Annotated in this window: 21 protein-coding genes and 1 pseudogene; 3 read left to right on the forward strand and 19 right to left on the reverse strand. The window is 39.5% G+C overall.

Features of this window, described 5'->3' with window-relative positions:
• The 16 genes and pseudogenes from GGQ60_RS17640 to GGQ60_RS23030 form a co-directional block, all read right to left on the reverse strand.
• Positions 1-846 carry an MbnP family protein gene (locus GGQ60_RS17640; RefSeq protein WP_183766804.1) on the reverse strand — a complete coding sequence of 282 codons (846 nt, stop codon included), beginning with the start codon at positions 844-846 and terminating at the stop codon, positions 1-3.
• Positions 843-1,943 carry a cytochrome-c peroxidase gene (locus GGQ60_RS17645; RefSeq protein WP_229685144.1) on the reverse strand — a complete coding sequence of 367 codons (1,101 nt, stop codon included), beginning with the start codon at positions 1,941-1,943 and terminating at the stop codon, positions 843-845. Before GGQ60_RS17645 ends, GGQ60_RS17640 begins: the two co-directional genes overlap by 4 nt.
• Positions 1,944-1,948: 5 nt before the next feature.
• The gene (locus GGQ60_RS17650) at positions 1,949-2,731 is read right to left on the reverse strand and encodes an MbnP family protein (RefSeq protein ID WP_183766805.1); all 783 of its coding nucleotides are present in this window, start codon (positions 2,729-2,731) and stop codon (positions 1,949-1,951) included.
• 210 nt (positions 2,732-2,941) lie between these two features.
• On the reverse strand, positions 2,942-3,157 hold the full coding sequence (locus GGQ60_RS17655; RefSeq protein ID WP_183766807.1) for a hypothetical protein: 216 nt from the start codon (positions 3,155-3,157) through the stop codon (positions 2,942-2,944).
• 260 nt (positions 3,158-3,417) lie between these two features.
• Positions 3,418-3,942, reverse strand: coding sequence for a thermonuclease family protein (locus tag GGQ60_RS17660; RefSeq protein WP_183766809.1), 525 nt, complete (start codon positions 3,940-3,942; stop codon positions 3,418-3,420).
• Entirely contained in the window at positions 3,924-4,133 is a 210-nt protein-coding gene (locus GGQ60_RS17665; protein WP_183766811.1) for a hypothetical protein, read from the reverse strand. Before GGQ60_RS17665 ends, GGQ60_RS17660 begins: the two co-directional genes overlap by 19 nt.
• Before the next feature lie 28 nt (positions 4,134-4,161).
• Positions 4,162-4,968, reverse strand: a complete 807-nt coding sequence (locus GGQ60_RS17670; protein WP_183766813.1) for a hypothetical protein — start codon at positions 4,966-4,968, stop codon at positions 4,162-4,164.
• Positions 4,969-5,041: 73 nt separating this feature from the next.
• Positions 5,042-6,331 carry a hypothetical protein gene (locus GGQ60_RS17675; protein WP_221235987.1) on the reverse strand — a complete coding sequence of 430 codons (1,290 nt, stop codon included), beginning with the start codon at positions 6,329-6,331 and terminating at the stop codon, positions 5,042-5,044.
• A 64-nt stretch (positions 6,332-6,395) separates the two neighbouring features.
• A complete protein-coding gene (locus GGQ60_RS17680) occupies positions 6,396-6,776 on the reverse strand; it encodes a DUF6804 family protein (protein WP_183766816.1) in 381 nt (126 codons plus the stop codon).
• Positions 6,777-6,820: 44 nt separating this feature from the next.
• Positions 6,821-7,201 (reverse strand): DUF6232 family protein, encoded by a 381-nt coding sequence (locus tag GGQ60_RS17685; protein WP_183766818.1) that lies wholly within the window; start codon positions 7,199-7,201, stop codon positions 6,821-6,823.
• 264 nt (positions 7,202-7,465) lie between these two features.
• Positions 7,466-7,801 (reverse strand): hypothetical protein, encoded by a 336-nt coding sequence (locus GGQ60_RS17690; protein ID WP_183766820.1) that lies wholly within the window; start codon positions 7,799-7,801, stop codon positions 7,466-7,468.
• Positions 7,802-8,019: 218 nt separating this feature from the next.
• On the reverse strand, positions 8,020-9,084 hold the full coding sequence (locus GGQ60_RS17695; RefSeq protein WP_183766822.1) for a type I restriction endonuclease: 1,065 nt from the start codon (positions 9,082-9,084) through the stop codon (positions 8,020-8,022).
• 10 nt (positions 9,085-9,094) lie between these two features.
• Entirely contained in the window at positions 9,095-9,427 is a 333-nt protein-coding gene (locus tag GGQ60_RS17700) for a YegP family protein (RefSeq protein ID WP_183766824.1), read from the reverse strand.
• Between the two features lie 401 nt (positions 9,428-9,828).
• Positions 9,829-10,494 carry a DNA-binding transcriptional response regulator gene (locus GGQ60_RS17705; RefSeq protein WP_183766826.1) on the reverse strand — a complete coding sequence of 222 codons (666 nt, stop codon included), beginning with the start codon at positions 10,492-10,494 and terminating at the stop codon, positions 9,829-9,831.
• An 11-nt stretch (positions 10,495-10,505) separates the two neighbouring features.
• Positions 10,506-11,594, reverse strand: coding sequence for a sensor histidine kinase (locus tag GGQ60_RS17710; RefSeq protein WP_229685160.1), 1,089 nt, complete (start codon positions 11,592-11,594; stop codon positions 10,506-10,508).
• A 54-nt stretch (positions 11,595-11,648) separates the two neighbouring features.
• Positions 11,649-11,951: pseudogene (locus GGQ60_RS23030) on the reverse strand (tetratricopeptide repeat protein); the annotation flags it as partial.
• An 856-nt stretch (positions 11,952-12,807) separates the two neighbouring features.
• Between GGQ60_RS23030 and GGQ60_RS17715 the strand changes: the two are divergent.
• Complete coding sequence (locus tag GGQ60_RS17715; protein WP_183766830.1) at positions 12,808-13,845, forward strand: hypothetical protein; 1,038 nt, start codon at positions 12,808-12,810, stop codon at positions 13,843-13,845.
• Here GGQ60_RS17715 and GGQ60_RS17720 read toward each other — a convergent pair.
• Positions 13,817-14,797: a hypothetical protein gene (locus GGQ60_RS17720; protein ID WP_183766832.1), complete on the reverse strand. Its 981-nt coding sequence runs from the start codon at positions 14,795-14,797 to the stop codon at positions 13,817-13,819. The genes GGQ60_RS17715 and GGQ60_RS17720 overlap by 29 nt on opposite strands.
• A 10-nt stretch (positions 14,798-14,807) precedes the next feature.
• Positions 14,808-17,012 (reverse strand): peptidase domain-containing ABC transporter, encoded by a 2,205-nt coding sequence (locus GGQ60_RS17725; RefSeq protein WP_183766834.1) that lies wholly within the window; start codon positions 17,010-17,012, stop codon positions 14,808-14,810.
• 114 nt (positions 17,013-17,126) lie between these two features.
• On the opposite strand from GGQ60_RS17725, the gene GGQ60_RS17730 reads away from it, so the two are divergent.
• Both GGQ60_RS17730 and GGQ60_RS17735 read left to right on the forward strand, forming a co-directional pair.
• Positions 17,127-18,242 (forward strand): sensor histidine kinase, encoded by a 1,116-nt coding sequence (locus GGQ60_RS17730; protein WP_183766836.1) that lies wholly within the window; start codon positions 17,127-17,129, stop codon positions 18,240-18,242.
• A gap of 27 nt (positions 18,243-18,269) precedes the next feature.
• On the forward strand, positions 18,270-18,980 hold the full coding sequence (locus tag GGQ60_RS17735; RefSeq protein WP_183766838.1) for a LytR/AlgR family response regulator transcription factor: 711 nt from the start codon (positions 18,270-18,272) through the stop codon (positions 18,978-18,980).
• A 237-nt stretch (positions 18,981-19,217) separates the two neighbouring features.
• Here GGQ60_RS17735 and GGQ60_RS17740 read toward each other — a convergent pair whose 3' ends face one another.
• On the reverse strand, positions 19,218-19,910 hold the full coding sequence (locus tag GGQ60_RS17740) for a hypothetical protein (protein ID WP_183766840.1): 693 nt from the start codon (positions 19,908-19,910) through the stop codon (positions 19,218-19,220).

Here is a 19,910-nt window from a genome sequence, read left to right on the forward strand (position 1 = left end):
TTAGTTTTCGGTGTGGTCGTGCCTGAACATAGCGGTGAGGTTTTTTGCAACGCTTACGCTGTAATCGCTGAACATGACATTTGGATGGGCTGCAATACTAAAGCTGTTTGGGCCGTTAAATACCTTCATGGCATCTACAAAAAGGTGAACGTTGCTCTGCCTGTCCTTTCTCACTTTGGCAATACCGGCAGTAGTCAGATCAATGTTGATGATTTTGATGTTGTTGATCGTTGGGGCACTATACCCACCAAAGCCACCAATATGGTACTTGAACTGTTTCTTGCCGGTCGGATCACCATTTACATCATCTGAAATTACGCTTGAATTGCCCTCGAAGCGGAAAAATATATACCCGGAATTCCATCCCCAGTACATGCCGCCTGTATCATGGTCGGCAGAAGGATCCAGCACGCCGGTGCGCTTGTCAATCCCCATGGTACTGCGCAGGCTGTCAACCCCTAAGGTAAAAGTAAGCCTGGTATAATCGCCCTCGGGCACGCGTACCTTTGCAAAACGGGTAGCTTTATCAGACGATCTGATCAAAAAATAGCTACTGTCCTGTTTTACGGTATATTCCTTTCCATCTGCGGTAGCCACCTTGATGTTGCTGATAAAATATTGCAGCATTGATACAGTAAATTTTTCTCCCGCTGCGTTGGTATAGGGCGTAGCAGTATTGTTCAAAGTGAGTGTGCGGTCGCCAATAATGTTATCGAACTCTACCGAAAAAGGCGCGAGGTTGCTTTCATTGAAGTTTGGGGTTACATCTTCACTTTTTTTGCATGAGCAGATCAGCAATATTGCTGAGCTTAAGAGAAGTGTAATGGTGTATTTGAATCTTATCATGGCAAATTGGGTTTGTTAAATTTTGTATTGCGGACGAATTGCTCATCCGTTAGTGTATTTAAAAAGGCTATGATATCGCTTTTGTCCTGTAGCGATAGTGGAATACCTGCCTCGCCGTTGTTTTGGAAAAGCAGTACATCTGTTGTGGGCGAAACCTGTATACCCTTGTTATAATGCTCGAGTACATCTTTTAGGGTTTTTATTCTTCCATCGTGCATATAAGGCGCTGTAAGGGAAACGTTTCTGAGTGTTGGTGTTTTAAACTTTCCAAGATCAAGGAGATTGTAGGTAATTCTTGATCTTCCCTGGAAAAGGCCATCGAGCGAGGCATTGCTAAAATCCGAATCGATCCCGTTATTATGATAGCCGTCATCGGTAAAAAGTTCGCCCGAATGGCAACTACGGCATTTGGTATTAACCAGTGCCATTCCCCTGATTTCCGCATCAGTCAGCGCTGCACCGTTTTCTTTCCTGATATATTTATCATACCTGGAATTTGCGGAGATGAGTGTGCGTTCAAATTGGGCGAGGGCCTTTACGATACTGGCCGATTTTACACCGGTGCCAAATGCATCCTTAAAACGTTTCACATAATCGGGAATGGCCTTGAGCTCATCTTCCAGTTCAGAAAGGTTTTGGTGCATCTCATCTTCGCTGGTGAGCGGTCCGAATGCTTGCGATTCCAGGTTGGTCGATCCACCATCCCAAAAAAGACCACTTTTTGCCCAGGCCAGGTTAATCAGTGCAGGTGCATGGCGGGGCAATGGCTGCCCGGATTCGCCAATGTTGCTCCGTGCAACCCCATCGCTGAAAGCAAGCTCCTGACGATGGCAGGATGCGCACGACAGTTTGTTGCTTCCTGAAAGCCTCGTATCGTAAAAGAGCAGCCTTCCGAGTGCAACGCCCTGTTCGGTAAGCGGGTTATCGGGATCATCTGTCGCTTTAGGGAAATTCGAAGGGATATCAAGCCCTATTTTTTTGGGCAAGGTTTCCCCATCCATATCCTTTACCACGTCCTTTTTACAGGATGAAGCAAAGAATATGGCGGAAAACGCCACCAATGTGGCAAAGTCATGAAAAGACTTAAGACCTGCCACAGGTATTATTGGGCAGATTTTACGGTAAATACCTTGCCCGAATAGTTTGCCGCCACTGCCGCCATAACCGTAGCCTGAGTTGCACCCACAACGGGTGTGCTCATGATATCAATACCATCGGTAATCCTGGTCACATCTGCATTCAGCAAAATCGCGGTCGATTTGGCCGAGCTGATGTGCAAAGCAGATGGCAGGTTAAGGGTAACTGTTTTAAAGTTGGTATTCAGGCCGGTTTCTACAACAATGGTTTTGGTGGTTGCTGCTTCTGTTACTTTTCCTTTAAGCGAAGAGAAGATGTAGCTGGTTGCCCACATCCATGAAACATTGGTCATTCCGTTAAGTTGCGAAAGCTCCCCCGCCTGGAGGCTAAGGTTATTGTTATATTTCTCCGGAACGCCTAGAGAAAAACGGATCGCTTTATAATCTCCTGCCGGGATACCTGCAAGTTCAATGCTTTCCCTTTTGTTGGCAGGATAGATATAGGCACTGTTTGTTTCAGCGGCTTTGTTCTCTTCAATCAGGTAATAACTGTTGGGCACGGCATATTCTTCGCCATTTGCCTTAACCAGCACCACATTACTTACCCAATATCTTAGCTGGGTAAAGTTCCAGGTTTTGGTTCCTACCGTAAAATCTTTATCAAGTGCAAAATCTGATGTCCCAACAACGGCATCAAAAGTAAGGGTCGCCTTGCCTTCGGTTTCGTTAACAGGTGCCAATTGGGCATCTTTTGAACATGAAGCAAATAGCAGCGCAGATAACAATATAATCGTTAAAAATTTTTTCATTTTTTAATATAATTCACTGGGGCACACTGATTGTATGCCATGATGTTTAATGGTTGTAATTAATTTTGGGGAGAGCCTCCCCGGAAAGAAAATACAGGCCTAAACGCCAGCGACTGCCAAAGCAATGGCAACGACTGATTAGCATGATACAGAAATGCCGGCGCACAGAAAATCACTGGCGCAGAGGACAAAAAAATAAAGCAATTGAATTTAAGCCTGTAGGTTTAAGGCTTTTGGTGGTTGAAAAATAGAGAAGGCACGGTGTGTGGTGTTAAGCACCGGACGTTCTGGATAGATCGTCTTAACGGTTGGCCGTTTAAAGGTGAAAGACGAGGCAACTGTTGGTAAGGCTTCCATGTAATGGCTGCGCTGGTTTTCCCTTTCCTGTTTTTTCTCCTTTTCTTCGGCCTGCTTTAGTTTTTTCATGAGAAAGCACTTGCCATTACAATGCATCCACGGGCGGTTCTTGTTTTCGCATAGTTTTTCTGAAATATATTTCTGGTTTACCTCGAAACCGGCATAGATGAAAAAACGCGAAAAATTGCATCCGATCAGCGCAAACAATAAAAATATGGCAACAAACCTGTTCAACATTTCGCTGCAAAGATAGGGATTAACAATTCCAAAAATCAAAGAAAATGAATAAATTACCGTAAAAGTCCTTTTCGAAAAGCAGTTTTACCAGGTTATTTTGTAAAATGATGCTTTGTTTCTCTCCATTCCCAGGGTGCTACCGCACCAGCTTCTTGCCATAACCCTATTTTGTTTTTACTTGCTGTGATTTCCAGCTGCGCATATAGCGGATCGCTGGAATATTTTTTAAAATGCCAGGCCATGCCCCGTTTAATCATTTCCTGGTTAACCACCTGTTTGTTATGGTTAATTACTACAGCAATTAATCGTTTATAGCGGTCGTATTTTTGGCCCTGTACGTTTACGACTTGTCCAAAACATAAATCAGACAAAGCTTTTTTCGCCTTATTGCCGTATGGTTGCGATTTGCTTTTCTCTGGGCAATCGATATGTGCCAAACGGATTTTAATGGGCTGATGCCGGTACAGGACCTCCATGGTATCTCCATCTAAAATTCGTATGACCTTGGCGGTAAAAACAAGATTGCTGTCATTAATGTCCTTATGGTCTGCAGGCCGGATGAAACAGGACTGAAGCGTGAGCAATAACAGGAGCAGGCTTACTTTTCCCAGCCGCATAGTGTTTTTCCGTCTTTTTTAGCTTTTTCTATATCAATTGAAATAATCCTGTAAGTACAATTGCTTAAACCGCGGCATTTTGGACTGTTATGGTATTTTTTTGCACCAGGACTGTTGCAGATGTATACAGTTGTGCTTTCTTTGCAGGTAATATTCGCCAGGAAAAAGAGGAGCAAGGAGAGTGTTTTCATGATGAGGGGGTGGTTTAAGGAAAAATAATTATGGTTTTTCTTTAATGAAATTATTGATTACAATTTCTACGTCGGAGGGCAGGCCTGTTGTTTGAAGCTCAAATTTCTTCACCTTCATGGCTTTAAACCAATCGCTCCAATATTGCTTAATCACATCTTCTTCGTAGGGATTTTGCTCAGAAGGATTGATCCCCAGAACAATAATCTCCAGATCTTTCAGATTATATTCGAAAGGAATAAAGCCAAGACCGTTTTTTTTGATAGTAGCAAGATAATTAGCAGAAGTAAGTTTTTTCGTTTTTATAAACGCAGGAGTAATATAAGAGCTTTTACCTCCATTTAAAAAGATACTTTTTTTATGGTACATATAACCATCGGTTAAGATTACCAAAATGTTTCTATGTTTTTCTTTAATGCAATAATTCTCGACATTGTTTTTGAAGAATTTCCAAATGTCAGAACCCACATAGTGGCCACTTTTAATTGCATTTTGATAGATTTTCGAAGGAATTTCTGAAAAGTTCTTCTCTACATCCAGTATATTCATTCTATTAACAGATTTATCAAAATTTACCTTTAATTGTTGGCTTAGTTTATCAATGCCTGGCATTTTGGGGATTGGGTCAAAAAAGACCTGCATTTGGTCGTTGAGTAAAAGGACTTTTTTCTTTTTAATGTGATTAATAAATGCCTTTTCTACAGATTTGATGTATTGAAGATCTCTTTGATAGATATCAAAATTCTTTTTAGGATCAATTCGATCTGATAAATCTAACAAAAAGCTAATATTGAGATTTTGTACTTTTGATTGCCCTGTTGTTGTTTTGCTTTCCATTTTAAAACTACTGGTAAATAAGAGGATTAAAATTAGTGGGCATAGTAATAATTTTACTTTCATGATAATTAATTTATAATGCAGGTAAATAAACAGCGTTTTGAGCATCGTCACTTGCTCCAACATTTTTCAGATTTTCATGGTAGCAAGCAATACAATCATTCTGGAGATTGTTCTTTTCAGTTTGTGAAATGCGCAGTTTTTCACTAACAAATGTTATCCAACCTTTAACATATTCAGAAGCATATAATACATATTCTTTAGTAGGTATGATCACCGAATCGATTATTCTTTGGAGTTCAATAATTCTCCCCTCGGCTTTTACTGTGCTTTCTTTGATGTTGGCGAGCTCTGTGATAAGTATTTCTTTCTGGCTTTCTATATCCGTAATCCTGTCTTTATGGATCTGTATATCTTTCTGCCTGCGTTGTTGTTCATGTTTGATCTTATCTTTTTCGCGGTGTTCTTTCATAATAAAATCGAAAACAACACCCCAGATTACATAAACGACAAAACCTGCGAAAATGATTCCCCAAAACTGAATTTTAGAAAAGGCGATCCAAAGGTTAAAGGGAGGTGAATCAATTTCTCGGTTGGCTTTGTAAATGCTTTCTTCAATCTGGTAGGCTAAGATCGCATCGAAGATAAAAGTGGTTAGAAAAAGTAAGCCTATTTTGGTATAATTTTTCCAGCTTTTGTTCTCTCCAAACATGTGGATTAAATATCCTAAACCTAAAAATACAAAAGGGATAAAGGTAACGAATGCACCCTCAAGTCCACCATCTTTCCAAGCTTTCTCGAAGGCTTTTGAATCCAGGATGTTCATAATAACTGTACTGGTAGCATCGAATTGTTTGAAGAAAGCCGAGTAAGATGTAGAAATATAAAAGGTAAACAAATATAAGCTGAGCGGCAAAAGAATAATCAGGCCAATCCAAAACTTGGTGGATGCACCTTTTGAAGCACTGATATGATATTTTTCGGGATTTCTGACCAAGTCATTAATCTCGAATTTCAAATCTTCAATAGTATCTTTTACTAATCTTATATTACCTTCAACAGTTTTAATTTGCTCTTCTTTGTTTGTTTTGCTAATGGCAAGGGCTTTAATTTCTATTTCCTTTTCGCTTTTTTCATTCAGATAGGGCTCTTTTGCCTGTTTCTGTTTTTCTACCAATTCTTTCTCTTCATTTTGGAATTTTGCATAAATGGCATTCAAGCAGATAGATAGGGCAAGCGGACTTCCGCTGTTTCGCGATCCATCTCTGAAACCGGCTTCGTGAAAGGTTATTTTTCTTACTTCCACATTTTCTTCATTTGCTGGTTCCTTGAGCTCAACATCTTCATCTTGTGGTTGCTCCATAGGTTTTGAGGAGAAAAAATTTTCTATTTTGGGAATCATAGCTTTAAATTTTGGGTTTGATTAATTATTTTATTTCTTTTTTCGCCGAAACAATCCGGTCTCTGGTATAGGTTTTGGAAACAGTCATTACTTCAGTAGCTTTTTCTTCTTTTACGGGCTCCTTTTTTTCATAATAGCTGATGATCAAAAAAAGCAATCCGGTTATTACATCTAGCGGAATCCAAATACTTTTTCTATGCAGATAAACAGGTAATATTGGATTGAAAAGAAGCAATACAACCATAAAAACAACGGTAAGCGAATAATTTTTTTGCTTAAAGAAGTTGTAAATAAGTACGATAGCACCTAATGAAACTATTGCTCTTAAAAAAGTATAATAAGCTATAGGCAGTCTCAATATGGCAATGAAACAGGCAATTGCACAAATGGTGAGGAATTGTTTCATGGTATGAAAATTAGATTTTCTAATATTGATTGTATCAGTTGCATTTAGCCCCTGTAAACAATAGCATCATTAAGTGCATTAACAATATTCTGAACATACAGCCTGTCTTTAGAAACAATACTGTTTACTTCACCTGCATTTGTGCTAATCCTTACTGTAAATTCATTTTTAGTAAGTACCAAGATTAAAATGCCCAGAGCAAAAAGAATAAAACCCAAAATCCTCGAAGATTCTGAAAAAAGCATCAGAAAACCAATAATTACCATTATAATAGGTAATGTTCTATTTTTTATAATTTCAAAAATATGAACAGAAGAGATGTTCCGCATTGCATAAGTCTTTGAATTGGTTACATACCTTGACTGTGTAACTGTAACATTTACATCTTGATAAAATGTTACCTCGTTTTGTAATGGTCCTTCCATGTTTAGTTTATTAGAGTGTTTAAGTTTATACTCCAAAACTACCTAACCTGATACGGCTCTCCTTACGGAAAACCGTAAAATGAAAAACAATTTTAAAAATGATAGAGCCTGATTGATAGTTGGTTATGTGCCTGCAAGAAAAGGAATAGCTTCTCTCCGCAAGCACAAATTTACCTGGACAAATTAGTTTTGCTGGGCACTTTTTGGGTTCGCTACTGCATTGCGTTTCGCCTGGAATGATATCAAACCAAGAAGTTGAAAAAATCATTCCTCAGGCTTCACCTCATCTTCTGATTTTTCTTTCTTCCACCAGTTATTATCCAGGCGTTTAATGGAAATAAATGCACGGGTAAGCCCTGGTTTCATGGTTGTGGTATCGAGGTGCCTGGGCCATACGTGGATAATGGTATCTTTCCCGATGCACACCCACCAGAAGGTCTTCCCGTAACGGCGGGTCGTATAAACTTCGCTGATGGTTCCTTTAATTACTTTGGTGTTAAAGCCAGGTTCCATTAGCTGATAGGTGATTACTTTCTTTTTTTGTGCATAGGCTATGCCCGTTGCGAAGGTTAAAATTAGCAGTGTAATGAGTTGTTTCATGCCGCTAAGGTATTCAGGCTAAAAACAGATTCCTTACGGCTAACCTTAGGGTAATTCCTCCCACTTCAATACCATTGACTGGAACAGAGAGATCTACTCATATGAAGGACCCTGACGAGTTCAGGGTGACGATATTTTTTAAAAATGAGCGGCTGCCCTGTCTGCTCCCAAAACAGGCCATGAAGCAGCCCCTGCATTTTTTAGTGAAGAGCGGATAATTAATAATTTTCTAAAGTTTGATGTAATTGAGCCCTGTAATCGTAAAGTTCATCCAGGCTAAACAACTGTTTTTTCTCTCCGGCATCTTTTCCGTTATGAAAAGTTTCGAGGTATTTATTGGCGGTATTAAAGTGGAACCTGCAGATCGGTTTGCGGTTATTATCATCCAGTAATACACCGAAATATGATTGGGTATCGCGGTAGGCAATGCGTGCAGCAGGAATTTTTTCGCGTAGAATAGCCTTCACAATCTGGAAAGCTTCCAGCTCTTCTTCGGTAGTTACAATTTTGGAAGAATCAGGATCTACGGTAACGGGCATCACTTTTTCTCCATCCTTTTTTTCAATTTTCTCGTTAATATTCAGGGCCGATTTTAAACGATCGCTGATGGATTCGTTGATGGAAACAGCCAGGGCTTTTTTGGTATATTCTTTAAAAGCGATCATCCGGTTTGCGGTGAGCGGTTTGTCGAAAAACCGGCTCACCAATAATTTTACGATTTCGTCGGATGGGGTATCAATTTCTTTTTCAAATTCTTTCCTGATGGCTTTAATGTATTTTAAACCTTCGGCCGAATCGAGAATATTTTCCAGGTTATACTCATTTTTGGTAAAGCTTTGGAGGATTTTAATGGCATTGTCTTTCAGGTCTTCAATATCGATGGTAAAGAAAGGTTTCTCATCCATAATATTGGGTTTTTCGAGATCGGTATAGAAATTATAAACCGTACCATTGGTTAACACACCAAACCTGGCCTTAGAAACATGGTAGTAGCGGTGCAGCTGCGAATTGTGTGCATCGGCACTCTCTTTCCAATGTTTACATTCGAAAATGAGAATGGGTTCACCGTTTTTGCGGATCACATAATCCACTTTTTCGCCCTTTTTAGTGCCGATATCGCAGATGTGCTCGGGTATCACTTCTGTGGGGTTAAAAATATCGTAACCGAGGATTTGAATAAATGGCATTACAAATGCATTTTTAGTGGCCTCCTCGGTATTGATCTGGTCTTTTAAACCCACCACCCGTTGATGGAGTTGTTCTAATTTAAGTTTAAGATCCATAGCGTTTCCGTTAAATGGTTTCATCAACAATTTCAGCACCAGGTGCATTTGCCTTAACCGATTCGATACCCTTATTGCGTGCATCTTCGGTAGTATACAGCTGGCTTGTGCCGATAACCTCTCCGTTTCCCGCCTTCAGGTTGAAATAATAAGTGCCGTTTTTGGCGATTTTCCTGTCGTACCCGGCATCGGTGGTTGCATTGTTCTTAACCGATTCGATGCCTTTATAACACGATGCCTTAGCATTGTAACCTTCGCTGGTGAGGATCGCCTGTCCGTTTGCAGCTTTAAGGTTAAACTGATATTCGTTATTGCTTCTTTTAGTAATGATAAACTTTCCCATAGTTATTTTTTTGATCAAAAATAGGAGGGGAATAAGGACAAACCTTACGGGAAACCGTAGCAGCGCTAGTTAACTGGTTAATTGTTGATCCATCGACAGGCTATCATTGAATCTATAGAAAATCGTCCTTTCGACTGGAGTGTGCCGATTTTTCATCGGTAGCGAAATGGAGAAATCTAAAGAGACAGATTTAGCTTCGCTGAGCACTCCGTGGTTCTCGACTGCGTTGCACTCCGTTCGAAATGACGACCCGTGAGCGGGCTGTCACTCATATTGATTTTTATACAATAAATTATCCCTCAGGATAGTAATTGCCCGGAAGAATGAAATGGCCAGGAGCTGACCGAGACTAACCGTTTTCACACTGTGCAGAAATAAAATGCCTTACCCTTTGCGCTTTCCTAAATAATCCCGATATCTTTACAATAAGCGATAAGCTGTTCATTTTTGGAGAAACCGAGCACTTCTTTCATCAGATTAAGGCGTTTTTCTATGCTACTCAGGCCAGAAGGTTTAATATTGTTTTCCTGGAGGTAGTAAGGGATGTTTTTTTGAGGTGTACCTTCCACCAGCTGGGAGATGATGGCAATATCCAAATCTGAAAAATCGTGCGAATTATTTTCTTTCCTGGCCAGTTTTAAATCAGGCGAAAGGTATTTTTTATGGTTGAGGATGGCAGCTATAGCGAGTTTTAAATACTGACCATCATGGCGGGCCTTACGCACGTAACCATCAATGTGCATTTCTTTAAATAGCGAATCAATAACTGCAGTTTTACTTTCCCCGGAAAATACCAAGGTTTTTAAACCGGGTTGTACTTCTTTTGCGGCTTTAATAAGTTCGGCCCCTCCCGTAATTTTTTGGCGATTATGGTCTTCCTCAAAATAAAGGTCGGTAATCAACAGATCGTAAGGCTGCCCTGTTTTAACGGCATTTTTTATCCAAGTAAGTGCATCGTCGCAATAAAAAACATATTCAGGTTTTTCTGCACCCAGTTCGGTCAATGTTTTTTGCAACGAAATATTCTGTGTTTCATGATCTTCGGCAATCAGTATTCTTTTAAACATATTTAATACAATTAAGAAACCGGAAAAGAGATTTGGATTTTAAGCCCCTTTTCAACTTTGGTATCAAAGGTAATGGTACCACCAATTGCATCAATACGGGTTCCCGTATTCGTTAAGCCATTTTTAGGTTGTGGCTTGCCTGCAATGCCAATGCCATTATCGGTATAATAAATGTTTATTTTTTGCTGTACCTGTTCAAACCTGATCACCACATCGCTTGCGTGGCTGTGTTTGCTCATGTTTACCATCAGTTCCTGTAGGATATGTTCTATTTCCTCTTTTGCCTGTTCTGAAACTTTCTCCCATAGTGCTGCCGAATTTCCAACAAGTACTACCCGTGTGTTTTCGGAAGCGAAAGATTTTAAGGTTTCAGAAATTTTTTCGTTGAAAGGTTGGTTTTTCAATTCAGGTTTTTCATAAGAAATATCGCGCGATTGCTCATAAAGTTCCTCTATCTCATTGATGATAGGGCTGTCTTTTAAAGTTTCCTGATGATCGAGTTTACTCATAATGCGATACAATCCGTTAGCCACAACATCATGTACTTTTTGGGAGGTTTTAAGCTTATTATTGCGGATAGTGTTTTGAGCTTCGAGTTCTAATCTCTGTTTCCTTTTTTTATACCAAAGTGTACCTACAATAATAAGTAAAGGAATACAGGTAATGAGTATAATAATCTGATACCTTTTGCCATCGTTGTCCTTTTGTAGCACGAGATTATCGGCTTTGCTTTTTTCGGTTTCGTAACGGATCAGGGCAAATTGGTTTTTGGCAGTATTACGAGCAAACTGAACGCTATCGTTCAGTTTTTCATAAACACTAAAAAAAAACTTAGATTCCTTTGTTGGGCTTAGCTTTATAAGTTTTTGCAAAGCCTGTAATTGATCATCAGGGCTTTTTATTGCTTTTGCCACACTATACATTTTATCAGCATAGAAAAGTGCTGAATCGGATCTTTTCTCGATGTAATAATCTGCAAGATGCGCATAGCTTGAATTTTGCCCCCACTTATCTTTTTTCTTTTCACGGATGTGAAGCGCTTTTAAAAAAATGGGTATGGGATTATAATGCCGATTTTGACGCCACTTTGTCAAAGACATATTTGTTAATATACGAGGAAGAACTGTACTGTCTTGAGTAAGCTCGGCACTCTTTAGTATTTTCTCAAAATAAGTTAATGCTTCAGAATATCTTTTTTGATCTGATAAATTTATCGCGAGATTACCTGTATATATAATTTTAGATTTTTCTTTAATAGCTAATTTAATAGATTTCAAGTAAAATGTATCCGCTTCTGCGTAGTTGTAGAGTTGGTGCGCAACTTTACCTAAATTATTATAATTTGTTGAAAGGATTTCCCGTTCTAACGTATCAGCAACATTTAGATATTTAATTGCAGATAATGACATTTCTTGGCTTCCGAAATAATCATTTTGATCACCACTAATGATTGCCATATTTATTAGGCATTTGGCAATTCCTACACTATCCTTTGTGTTCGAAAAATCTTCCCTAGCTTTATTAAAATAGATGAAACTGCTGTCAGGTAAATTATGATCAGAGAAATACCAAGCTCTTTCGTAGTTTGGATTGGTGCTATTGGCTTTTTTTTCAGATTTTTTTTTATTGCAGGATAAGAGCAATAGCAAGAGAAGAGGCGTTATCAGTTTTTTCAATACTTTTATTATTTAATCCCCTAATTTAAAAAAAAGCGAGCAAAAATTGCCCGCTTTTTAAATCCATTATCTAGGAGGATTATTTCCAGTGTCGCCACCGGTGCCATCATCACCTGGATCTGTCGGTGGTGGATCTCCCGGATCACCAGGATCCGTATCATTGGTGCTTACTACTGTACCACCGTTATGGTTGCAATTGTTATTTGTATTTGTAGGCGTTGCCAGGCCAAGTAATATGGCAATAAAAAGAGGTAAAAACATCTTGTCAAAAATTAAAGGGTGATAAAATCTGTAGGTCCCCGCGAATCCTATCGCGGGGGTTGCTACGGTTGTATCAGAAGGCCTTCTGAATTTTTGGGAAGTGTTTGAGTGTCTGTCGCGGGAGCTAATAACTGCTTCCCAAACCGGCTATTCACTACCGCGATTTCTACTCGTTTTAACATTTAGTTCTTTGCTTGGATTATCGTTTGAATCGTCGCTTGAATTAATTGTTGAGACAAATATCCAAGCTTCAAATCGCTAGTTTTCAGATAATTCCAAAGATTCTAAAGAATTCTTTTTAAATTCCAAAGAATTCCGGAAACCCGTAAGGATTCCAAAAATTCCATTTTTACTTTTACATTAAATTTTTTGAAAAATGCCTGAAGATTATCAAGACATAGTATTGGCTGCCTATAAAAAGATGAGGGATAATGGGAAGCTGCGTGCAATTTTGCCTAGAGAAACAACTACTAAATTAAGAAGCGCTTATTTGAAGGTTTACGAAAGTAGGCACGATCCAAAGGACCTAGATATACTTGCAGTGTTCTTTGATGTAGATAGAATGGATTGCGATTTTGAGAACATTTTAAACAAGTCTGAACCTGATGATTACAAAGCTCTTTGGAAACATATTAGAGGTAAAACAATCACAACCGACGAGAAAAATAGTGATCTTTTAGCCTGGTTAATAGATTTGGAACCCAGACCGAGTAGTTCTTATTATTTGAGTGCTGATAAAACAATTAAAATAGGTGGGATACCTATAAATGAGCTTTTTCTCCCTCCAGTGCCACCAAATCCACCCGGCCCCCAAAAGCCACCTACTGAAGATCCCGTTTACATCCCGCGCTTCTCACCGCGTTACATCATCCTTTCCTGTATCCTTTTACTCTTTATTGGCAGCACTTCTTTTTTTGCCTGGGAGCGTATTGCCGCAAGCGTTAGAACGCCCAATGCAGGCGAGAATTCTATGTATTGGGATGGTGATCACTATGAACCTGTTAAAGCTGGGCAACAGGAGCCTGGGATTGCCATCATTCCATTAAACCTTAAAAAGTTAGAGCAGCAAAGAAAAATTAATTTACCAGATACGCTAACCAGTTATTCGATTGGTAAAGTGTGGTATAAAGGTCATGGCAAGGACCATGAATTTTTTACTGATAGTGGCGCGTATCCTTTAGATACACAAAGAGTATTAAAACCACTTTCAAATATAATCTTAACCAAGTATACTTCTAATTATAGGTATTTGCTTACACGGTTAGTGTGGTTTTTATGTGCTGCATTTTTTGTAGGCATTTTCGGTATTTGGGCAAGTAGATTAAAGAAAGAAGTAAAACAGCCAGTGGAAGAACCAAAGGCTGAAGAAGGAGAGACATTGAACTTTATAGCGTCACAAGCTGCAAGTTATTAAGGTATAAAGAAACACCTTCCTGTACCTTTTTTAAATCTTTACATTCGTGTTTTTCTAATACGCGGATGCTTTGCAATAATAGGTTTTCTTTCAATTTATTATAATCAGGCGAAATTTCTTCGTCTTTTAAAAAGATGCTGATGTTGTTTAAAAAAGATTCCGGTCCTTCTTTAAAATAAGAAGCTTTGATGTACATCCAGTTGTATAAAATGCTGCGGTTATAGGTGTCGGTTTCCATGGTTTCCAATAACTCCTTAAAAAAGAAATCGTAATAAAATAGATCGCCAAATGGCGTTTCATGGGCCGAACTGTTTAAAATTGCCAGTTGTATAAATACCGAATCGAGGGTATTCTCCGTCATTTGCCTGATCTGCATAAATTTTTGATGGTTCCAGTCATTGATGTATAATCCATCAGTATTACCACTCATAATAAAGCGGAGTATCGAGCGCAATAGCGTAAAACCCTCGAGGTATTTTTTACTGCTGAACAAAATGCGCGAAATATTTTGTAATTGTTCTATACGCCTAAACTGCAATACCTCATAACCTTCGGCCTCCAGCCCGGCACTTAAAGATAAACCGGAAACCAGTAAATCAATCCCCTGGTTAAACTGTCCGGCCTTATAATGGTAGTTGGCCCATGCCGATAGTTTAAAAAGCCTGATTAAGCGTTGAGGCGCTTCTTCAAAATCTTCGAAAGCGGTATCGCCCGAAAGCAGCACGGCATGTGCTTCGGTAAGTTTATTTTTTCTGCACAGTACCACGGCATTAAAATAGGTATCTGTTACCTCCGAAATGCGGTCATTCATTTCGTCGCCCATTTTTTTTGCTGCTTCTGCATTTAACAGGATACTGAATACGCCCCGCTGTGGCTTGGCAAACTTATCTGCAGTTTTGTAATGGTCGTTTAGCCTTAAAGTTTCGATAAATGAAGTTATTGCTGTTTTCATGGCTTATTGATTAATTTCCTAATTCAAGCTGATTTTTGATCAATTCGTAATAGTAACCGCGCTTGGCTACCAGGGCATTATGATCGCCCTGTTCTACTACATTACCGTTATCGAGCACTAAAATGTTATCAGCATTTTTAACGGTACTTAAGCGGTGTGCTACAATGAGCACGGTTTTCCCTTCGAAAAAGTTATAAAGACGTTCCATAATTACTTTTTCGTTTGATGAATCCAGTGAGCTTGTGGCCTCATCCAGAAAAATATATTCAGGATTTCTGTAGACCATGCGGGCAATCAGTACCCGCTGCCGTTGTCCGCCGCTTAAACCTTTACCATCCTCCCCGATTTTGGTATAGATACCCAAGGGCTGACTTTTTATATACTGCTCTATATTGGCAATGTGGATGGCACGGTCCATTTCTGCCGGATCGGTAAATTCTTCATTGAGGGCAATGTTATTGGCAATGGTATCAGAAAAGATAAAACCATCCTGCATCACTACGCCACAATGCTGGCGCCAAAACTTCGGACTGATCATACTAAAGGGCAGGTTATCTACATAAATTTCGCCCGATGTGGGTTCTGATATTCTTTGCAGCAGCTTTAAAATGGTGGTTTTCCCGCTTCCGCTACTCCCTACTATGGCGGTGGTTTTACCTCCCGGGATGGTAAAATCAAGGTTATTTAAAACGGGTTTATTACCTGCTCCCGGATAAATGAAACTCATGTTTTTAATTTGTATGCTCCTTCCGGGCGGCATCTTGTAGGTATAATTTTTAGCCGGCGATTCTTCATCTTCCAAATGCTGTATCTGTTCCAAACGGTCCATACTGATCTGCGCATCCTGGTAAGACTGTAAGAAAGATGCCAGCTGTACAATCGGCGCATTCATCTGCCCGATAATGAACTGGATGGCCATCATATCGCCCAGGCTTACCTGTTTATCGATTACCAGGCGGGTGGCCAAAAAGAGAATCAGGATGTTTTTAGCCTGGTTGATAAAAGTTGCGCCTACCTGTTGGTACTGACTTAATGAAAGTGTACTCACATTTAAACGGAAAAGCTTGGCCTGTATACCCTCCCATTCCCATATTTTTTTGGTACCGCAATCGTTAATTTTAATTTCGTGAATACCATTTACGACCTGCAGGGTCTTTGCCCGGTTTTGGGCCATCAGCTCGAAACGCTTAAAATCGAGTTTTTTCCTTTTCTCCATAAAAATGTAGATCCAGGCGAAATAAATGGCGCTGCCAATTATAAATACCATGCATATTGTAGGGCTGTAAATAAACAGCAGCACACTGAAAACCAGGAAAGCAATCATCATAAACAAGGTATTGAGCGTACTGCCGGTTAGCAGGGCTTCAATCCTTTTATGATCCTCGATGCGTTGTAAGATATCGCTGTTTAACTTGGTATCGAAAAAAGACAGGGGAAGGTTTAACAGTTTATTTAAAAAGTTGGATAAAATAGAGAGGTTAACCCTTGCGGTAATGTGGAGCAGTATCCAGCCACGCAACAGCTCTACCGAGGTTTGCCCAAGCGTCATCAACAACTGACCAAAAAGAAGAATATAGATAAACTGCACATCCGCTCCTTTTACCCCAACATCTACCAGCGCTTTGGTAAAAAAAGGGAATATCAACTGTATTACGGCTCCGGCCAGCAAACCTGCAGCCAGTTGTTTCAGAAGTTTTTTGTAATGAAAAACATGTTTAAGCAATACGCTCATACTACCGCGCTTTTCGGTAATATCTTCTTCGGTAAGGTAAAAATCGGGCGTAGGGCTTAATAATAAGGCTATACCCGCAGCTTTTTGGTTAATAGAGGTGTACGCCCAGTTATTAAGAAATTCATCATGTGTGTAGGCATGCAGGCCACTGGCAGGATCGGAAATGTATACTTTCTTTTTGGTGATTTTATATACCACTACAAAATGGTTTTTACGCCAGTGGATAATACAAGGGAGCTGTCCGCGTTTTTCGAGCTTCTCGAAAGTGATGTTGCCGCCCACAGATTGGATGCCTATTTTCTCGGCCGCTTTGCTGATCCCTAAAAGCGATACCCCCGTTTTACCGATCTGGCTCAGTGTGCGGATTTTTTGGATGGAGAAAAACTTGCCGTAAAACTTGGTAATGATCTGTAAACAGGTTGGGCCACAGTCCATCACATCGTGTTGTTTATAATGCGGAAAATTTGCGAGCTGTATCTTCATTCTTGTAAATATTTAATTATAGGAAAGTCTAAAACCTTCTTATTTATCAAAAGAAAAAATATATATTTATCTCTCAAGTTTTTTTCGACGAAATCACTTTTAAATGCTACAAAATTGAATATTATACATTCTGCCAAAGGGAATTTTAAGCGGGTGCAAGAGCTGGAGTGGGATATTAAATATACAACCCCAATCAGGATTGCTTTACACCTGCTCTTATGGATTTTGCTCGGTTATATGTATTACCGGGGCTATAGTAAATTCGATAAAACCATGGGCTGGTTTTTGGTGGGCAAAGACCTTGTTGCGGTAATCAGTATTTTTTATATAGGCTCGTATTTTATACTCGACAGGTATTTGTTTAAAGGGAAGTTTTTGGCTACCGTTTTATTTGTAGTATTAAGTTATTTATGGTGGGCAACATTGACCTATTTGGTGTGTTTGTATTTAAAAGCAAACCTTTCGCCCGATTCGAAATTGATGCTGTATGCCGATTTTGTAGTCAAAAGTGGCTTTGTGGGGGTCTTCTCGGTTAAAATGTTCCTTTTTTATTTTCTGGATTTTTTGTACCTCCTGTTCCCGCCGCTTAGTATTAAACTGATGAAATCAATTGTAGCGCAGAGCAATAAACGTATTGCACTGGAGCGCGACAACCTGAACCTGGAGATCAATTTTTTAAAGGCACAGATCAATCCCCATTTTCTGTTCAATACTTTAAATAATATTTACCGCATGGTAAATAAGAAAGATGAGCAAACAGGGCCGATGGTTCTTCATTTGGCAGGTTTAATGCGTTACACCCTTTACGAATCGAACGATCCGGAGGTGTTGTTATCGCGCGAAATTGAATTTATCAGGGATTACCTCGAGCTGGAAAGCATCAGGTATGGCGATGAAGTAAAGATCGACCTGGATATCGATAAACCTGAAAAACCTTTGCGCATTGTACCGCTGATTATATTTCCCTTTATAGAAAATGCTTTTAAACACGGGCCTGATGCCAGTATAGAATCGGCCTGGATCCGCATCAGGATCAAGGTTTTTGGAGAGCAGCTTCACTTTGAAGTGGCCAACAGCTGTACCCACAGGCTCGCAAAAACAAAGTTTGGAGGGCTGGGTATTGCCAACATAAAAAAAAGGCTTTTGATCCATTATCCAAACCGGCACGAACTGATTATTAAAAACGAATCGAACGAATACATCGTGACGTTAAAATTAAATCTTAAATAACCTTCATCATCCTTATAAAACTATTCTATGACGCTTAAATGCTTAATTATTGATGACGAGCCCCTGGCCCGCGAAACGCTGGAAGAGTACATCTCAAAAGTTCCGTTTCTGGAGCTTGCAGGCAGTTGCAAACATGTTTTCGAAGCGATAGAAATACTGCAAAGAGAGCAGATAGATGTTCTTTTCTCTGATATCCACATGCCCGAAGTAAATGGCATTGAGCTGATTAAAATGCTGCAGTACCGCCCATATGTAATCTTTATTACAGCTTATGCCAATTATGCGGTAGAAGGTTTTGAGCTTGATGCAGTTGACTATATTGTTAAACCTTTCTCTTTTGAACGTTTTTTTAAGGCGGTAAACAAGTGTTTAACCATGAGCCAGCAGAAAAACAATAAACCCAGCACTGATCAGTCTAAATACCTTTTTGTAAAAGATGGTCATAAGTTGCACCGTGTACTTTTTGATGAAATCTGCTACATCGAGGCGATGAAAGATTATATTAAAGTGGTGCTGAAAGACCGCAGCATTATTACACACCTGACGATGAAACGGGTAGAAGACCAGCTTCCCGAAAGCCAGTTTATCCGCATACAAAAGTCGTATATCATCAACATCAACAGCTTAAAATTTATTAGCGGTAACATGGCTGAACTGCATGATGTAAGCGATAAACTGCCAATTGGTAAACAATATAAAGACCTGATCTTTGAACGTTTTGGCTTAAAGAACGATTAATTTAACCAGGGTTATGGGTGTTAGTGTTTGATTATTAGTTTGTTATGTTTTATTCCGTCATTGCGGGGCTGGATACGAGCGAGCCGAAGCCATCTATCATGTAATTTATCATCACAAAGATTTTTCATTTGTAGCTTATTGCTTTAATGGCATTCAAGCTCACTTCGCGGGTGCTTCACCCCCGCGCAAAACTGCTTCTTCAGTTCGCAATGACGAAATTAAGACTCAAAACTCATGTTAATTTAATATACGGGAAAGAATGGTCTTATTTTCAAGAACGAGCGTAAGCCGTGCATCTAAATTTAAAACGGCTACATATTTCTGATCAAGTATGTTTCCCGATGCCGGCTCTATTGTTCCGGTAAAATCAAACATATTATTGGTTTTTAAAGGGCCAAGGGTGGTGAGTTTACCATATAATTCAAGGTCATCGCCCAGCAGATTATTGGGTGTTATTTTAAAGGCTGTGTTTTTTGAGTCATTTAGTAAGCGGGCATATTCAGAACTGATTTGTCCTTTAAACTTAAACCCTCCTTTGGATGGCACAAGCATAGCCAATGTATCTTTTTTATGGGTTTCGGTTAAAGCACCATCAGCATAAAACAGTTTACCAGTAAAAGGGGCGGTGATGATTTGCTTTATGCCATCGCGATCAGCGAGTGCAATGGCTTCACCTTTTTTTGCCTGGGCTCCGGATGTTTTTAAAAACCGGCAAACATTTAAACTTTTTGAAAGGATAAGGGGATTTTGTTCACGGTAAATGTTAATTGCGATAGCCTTTTTATCTGGATAATGGGTAAATGCTGATAATGCAAGTAACAGTAGCAAAAGTAAAAGCAGGCTTCCGCCACCCGATTTAAGCAGCCATTTTGGGGGTTCGCCCACAATTTCTTTAATTTCTGCACTATAAATGTGTTCTGTCTTATCCAT

Origin of the sequence: Pedobacter zeae (assembly GCF_014196715.1) — a bacterium.
GTDB lineage: Bacteria > Bacteroidota > Bacteroidia > Sphingobacteriales > Sphingobacteriaceae > Pedobacter > Pedobacter zeae.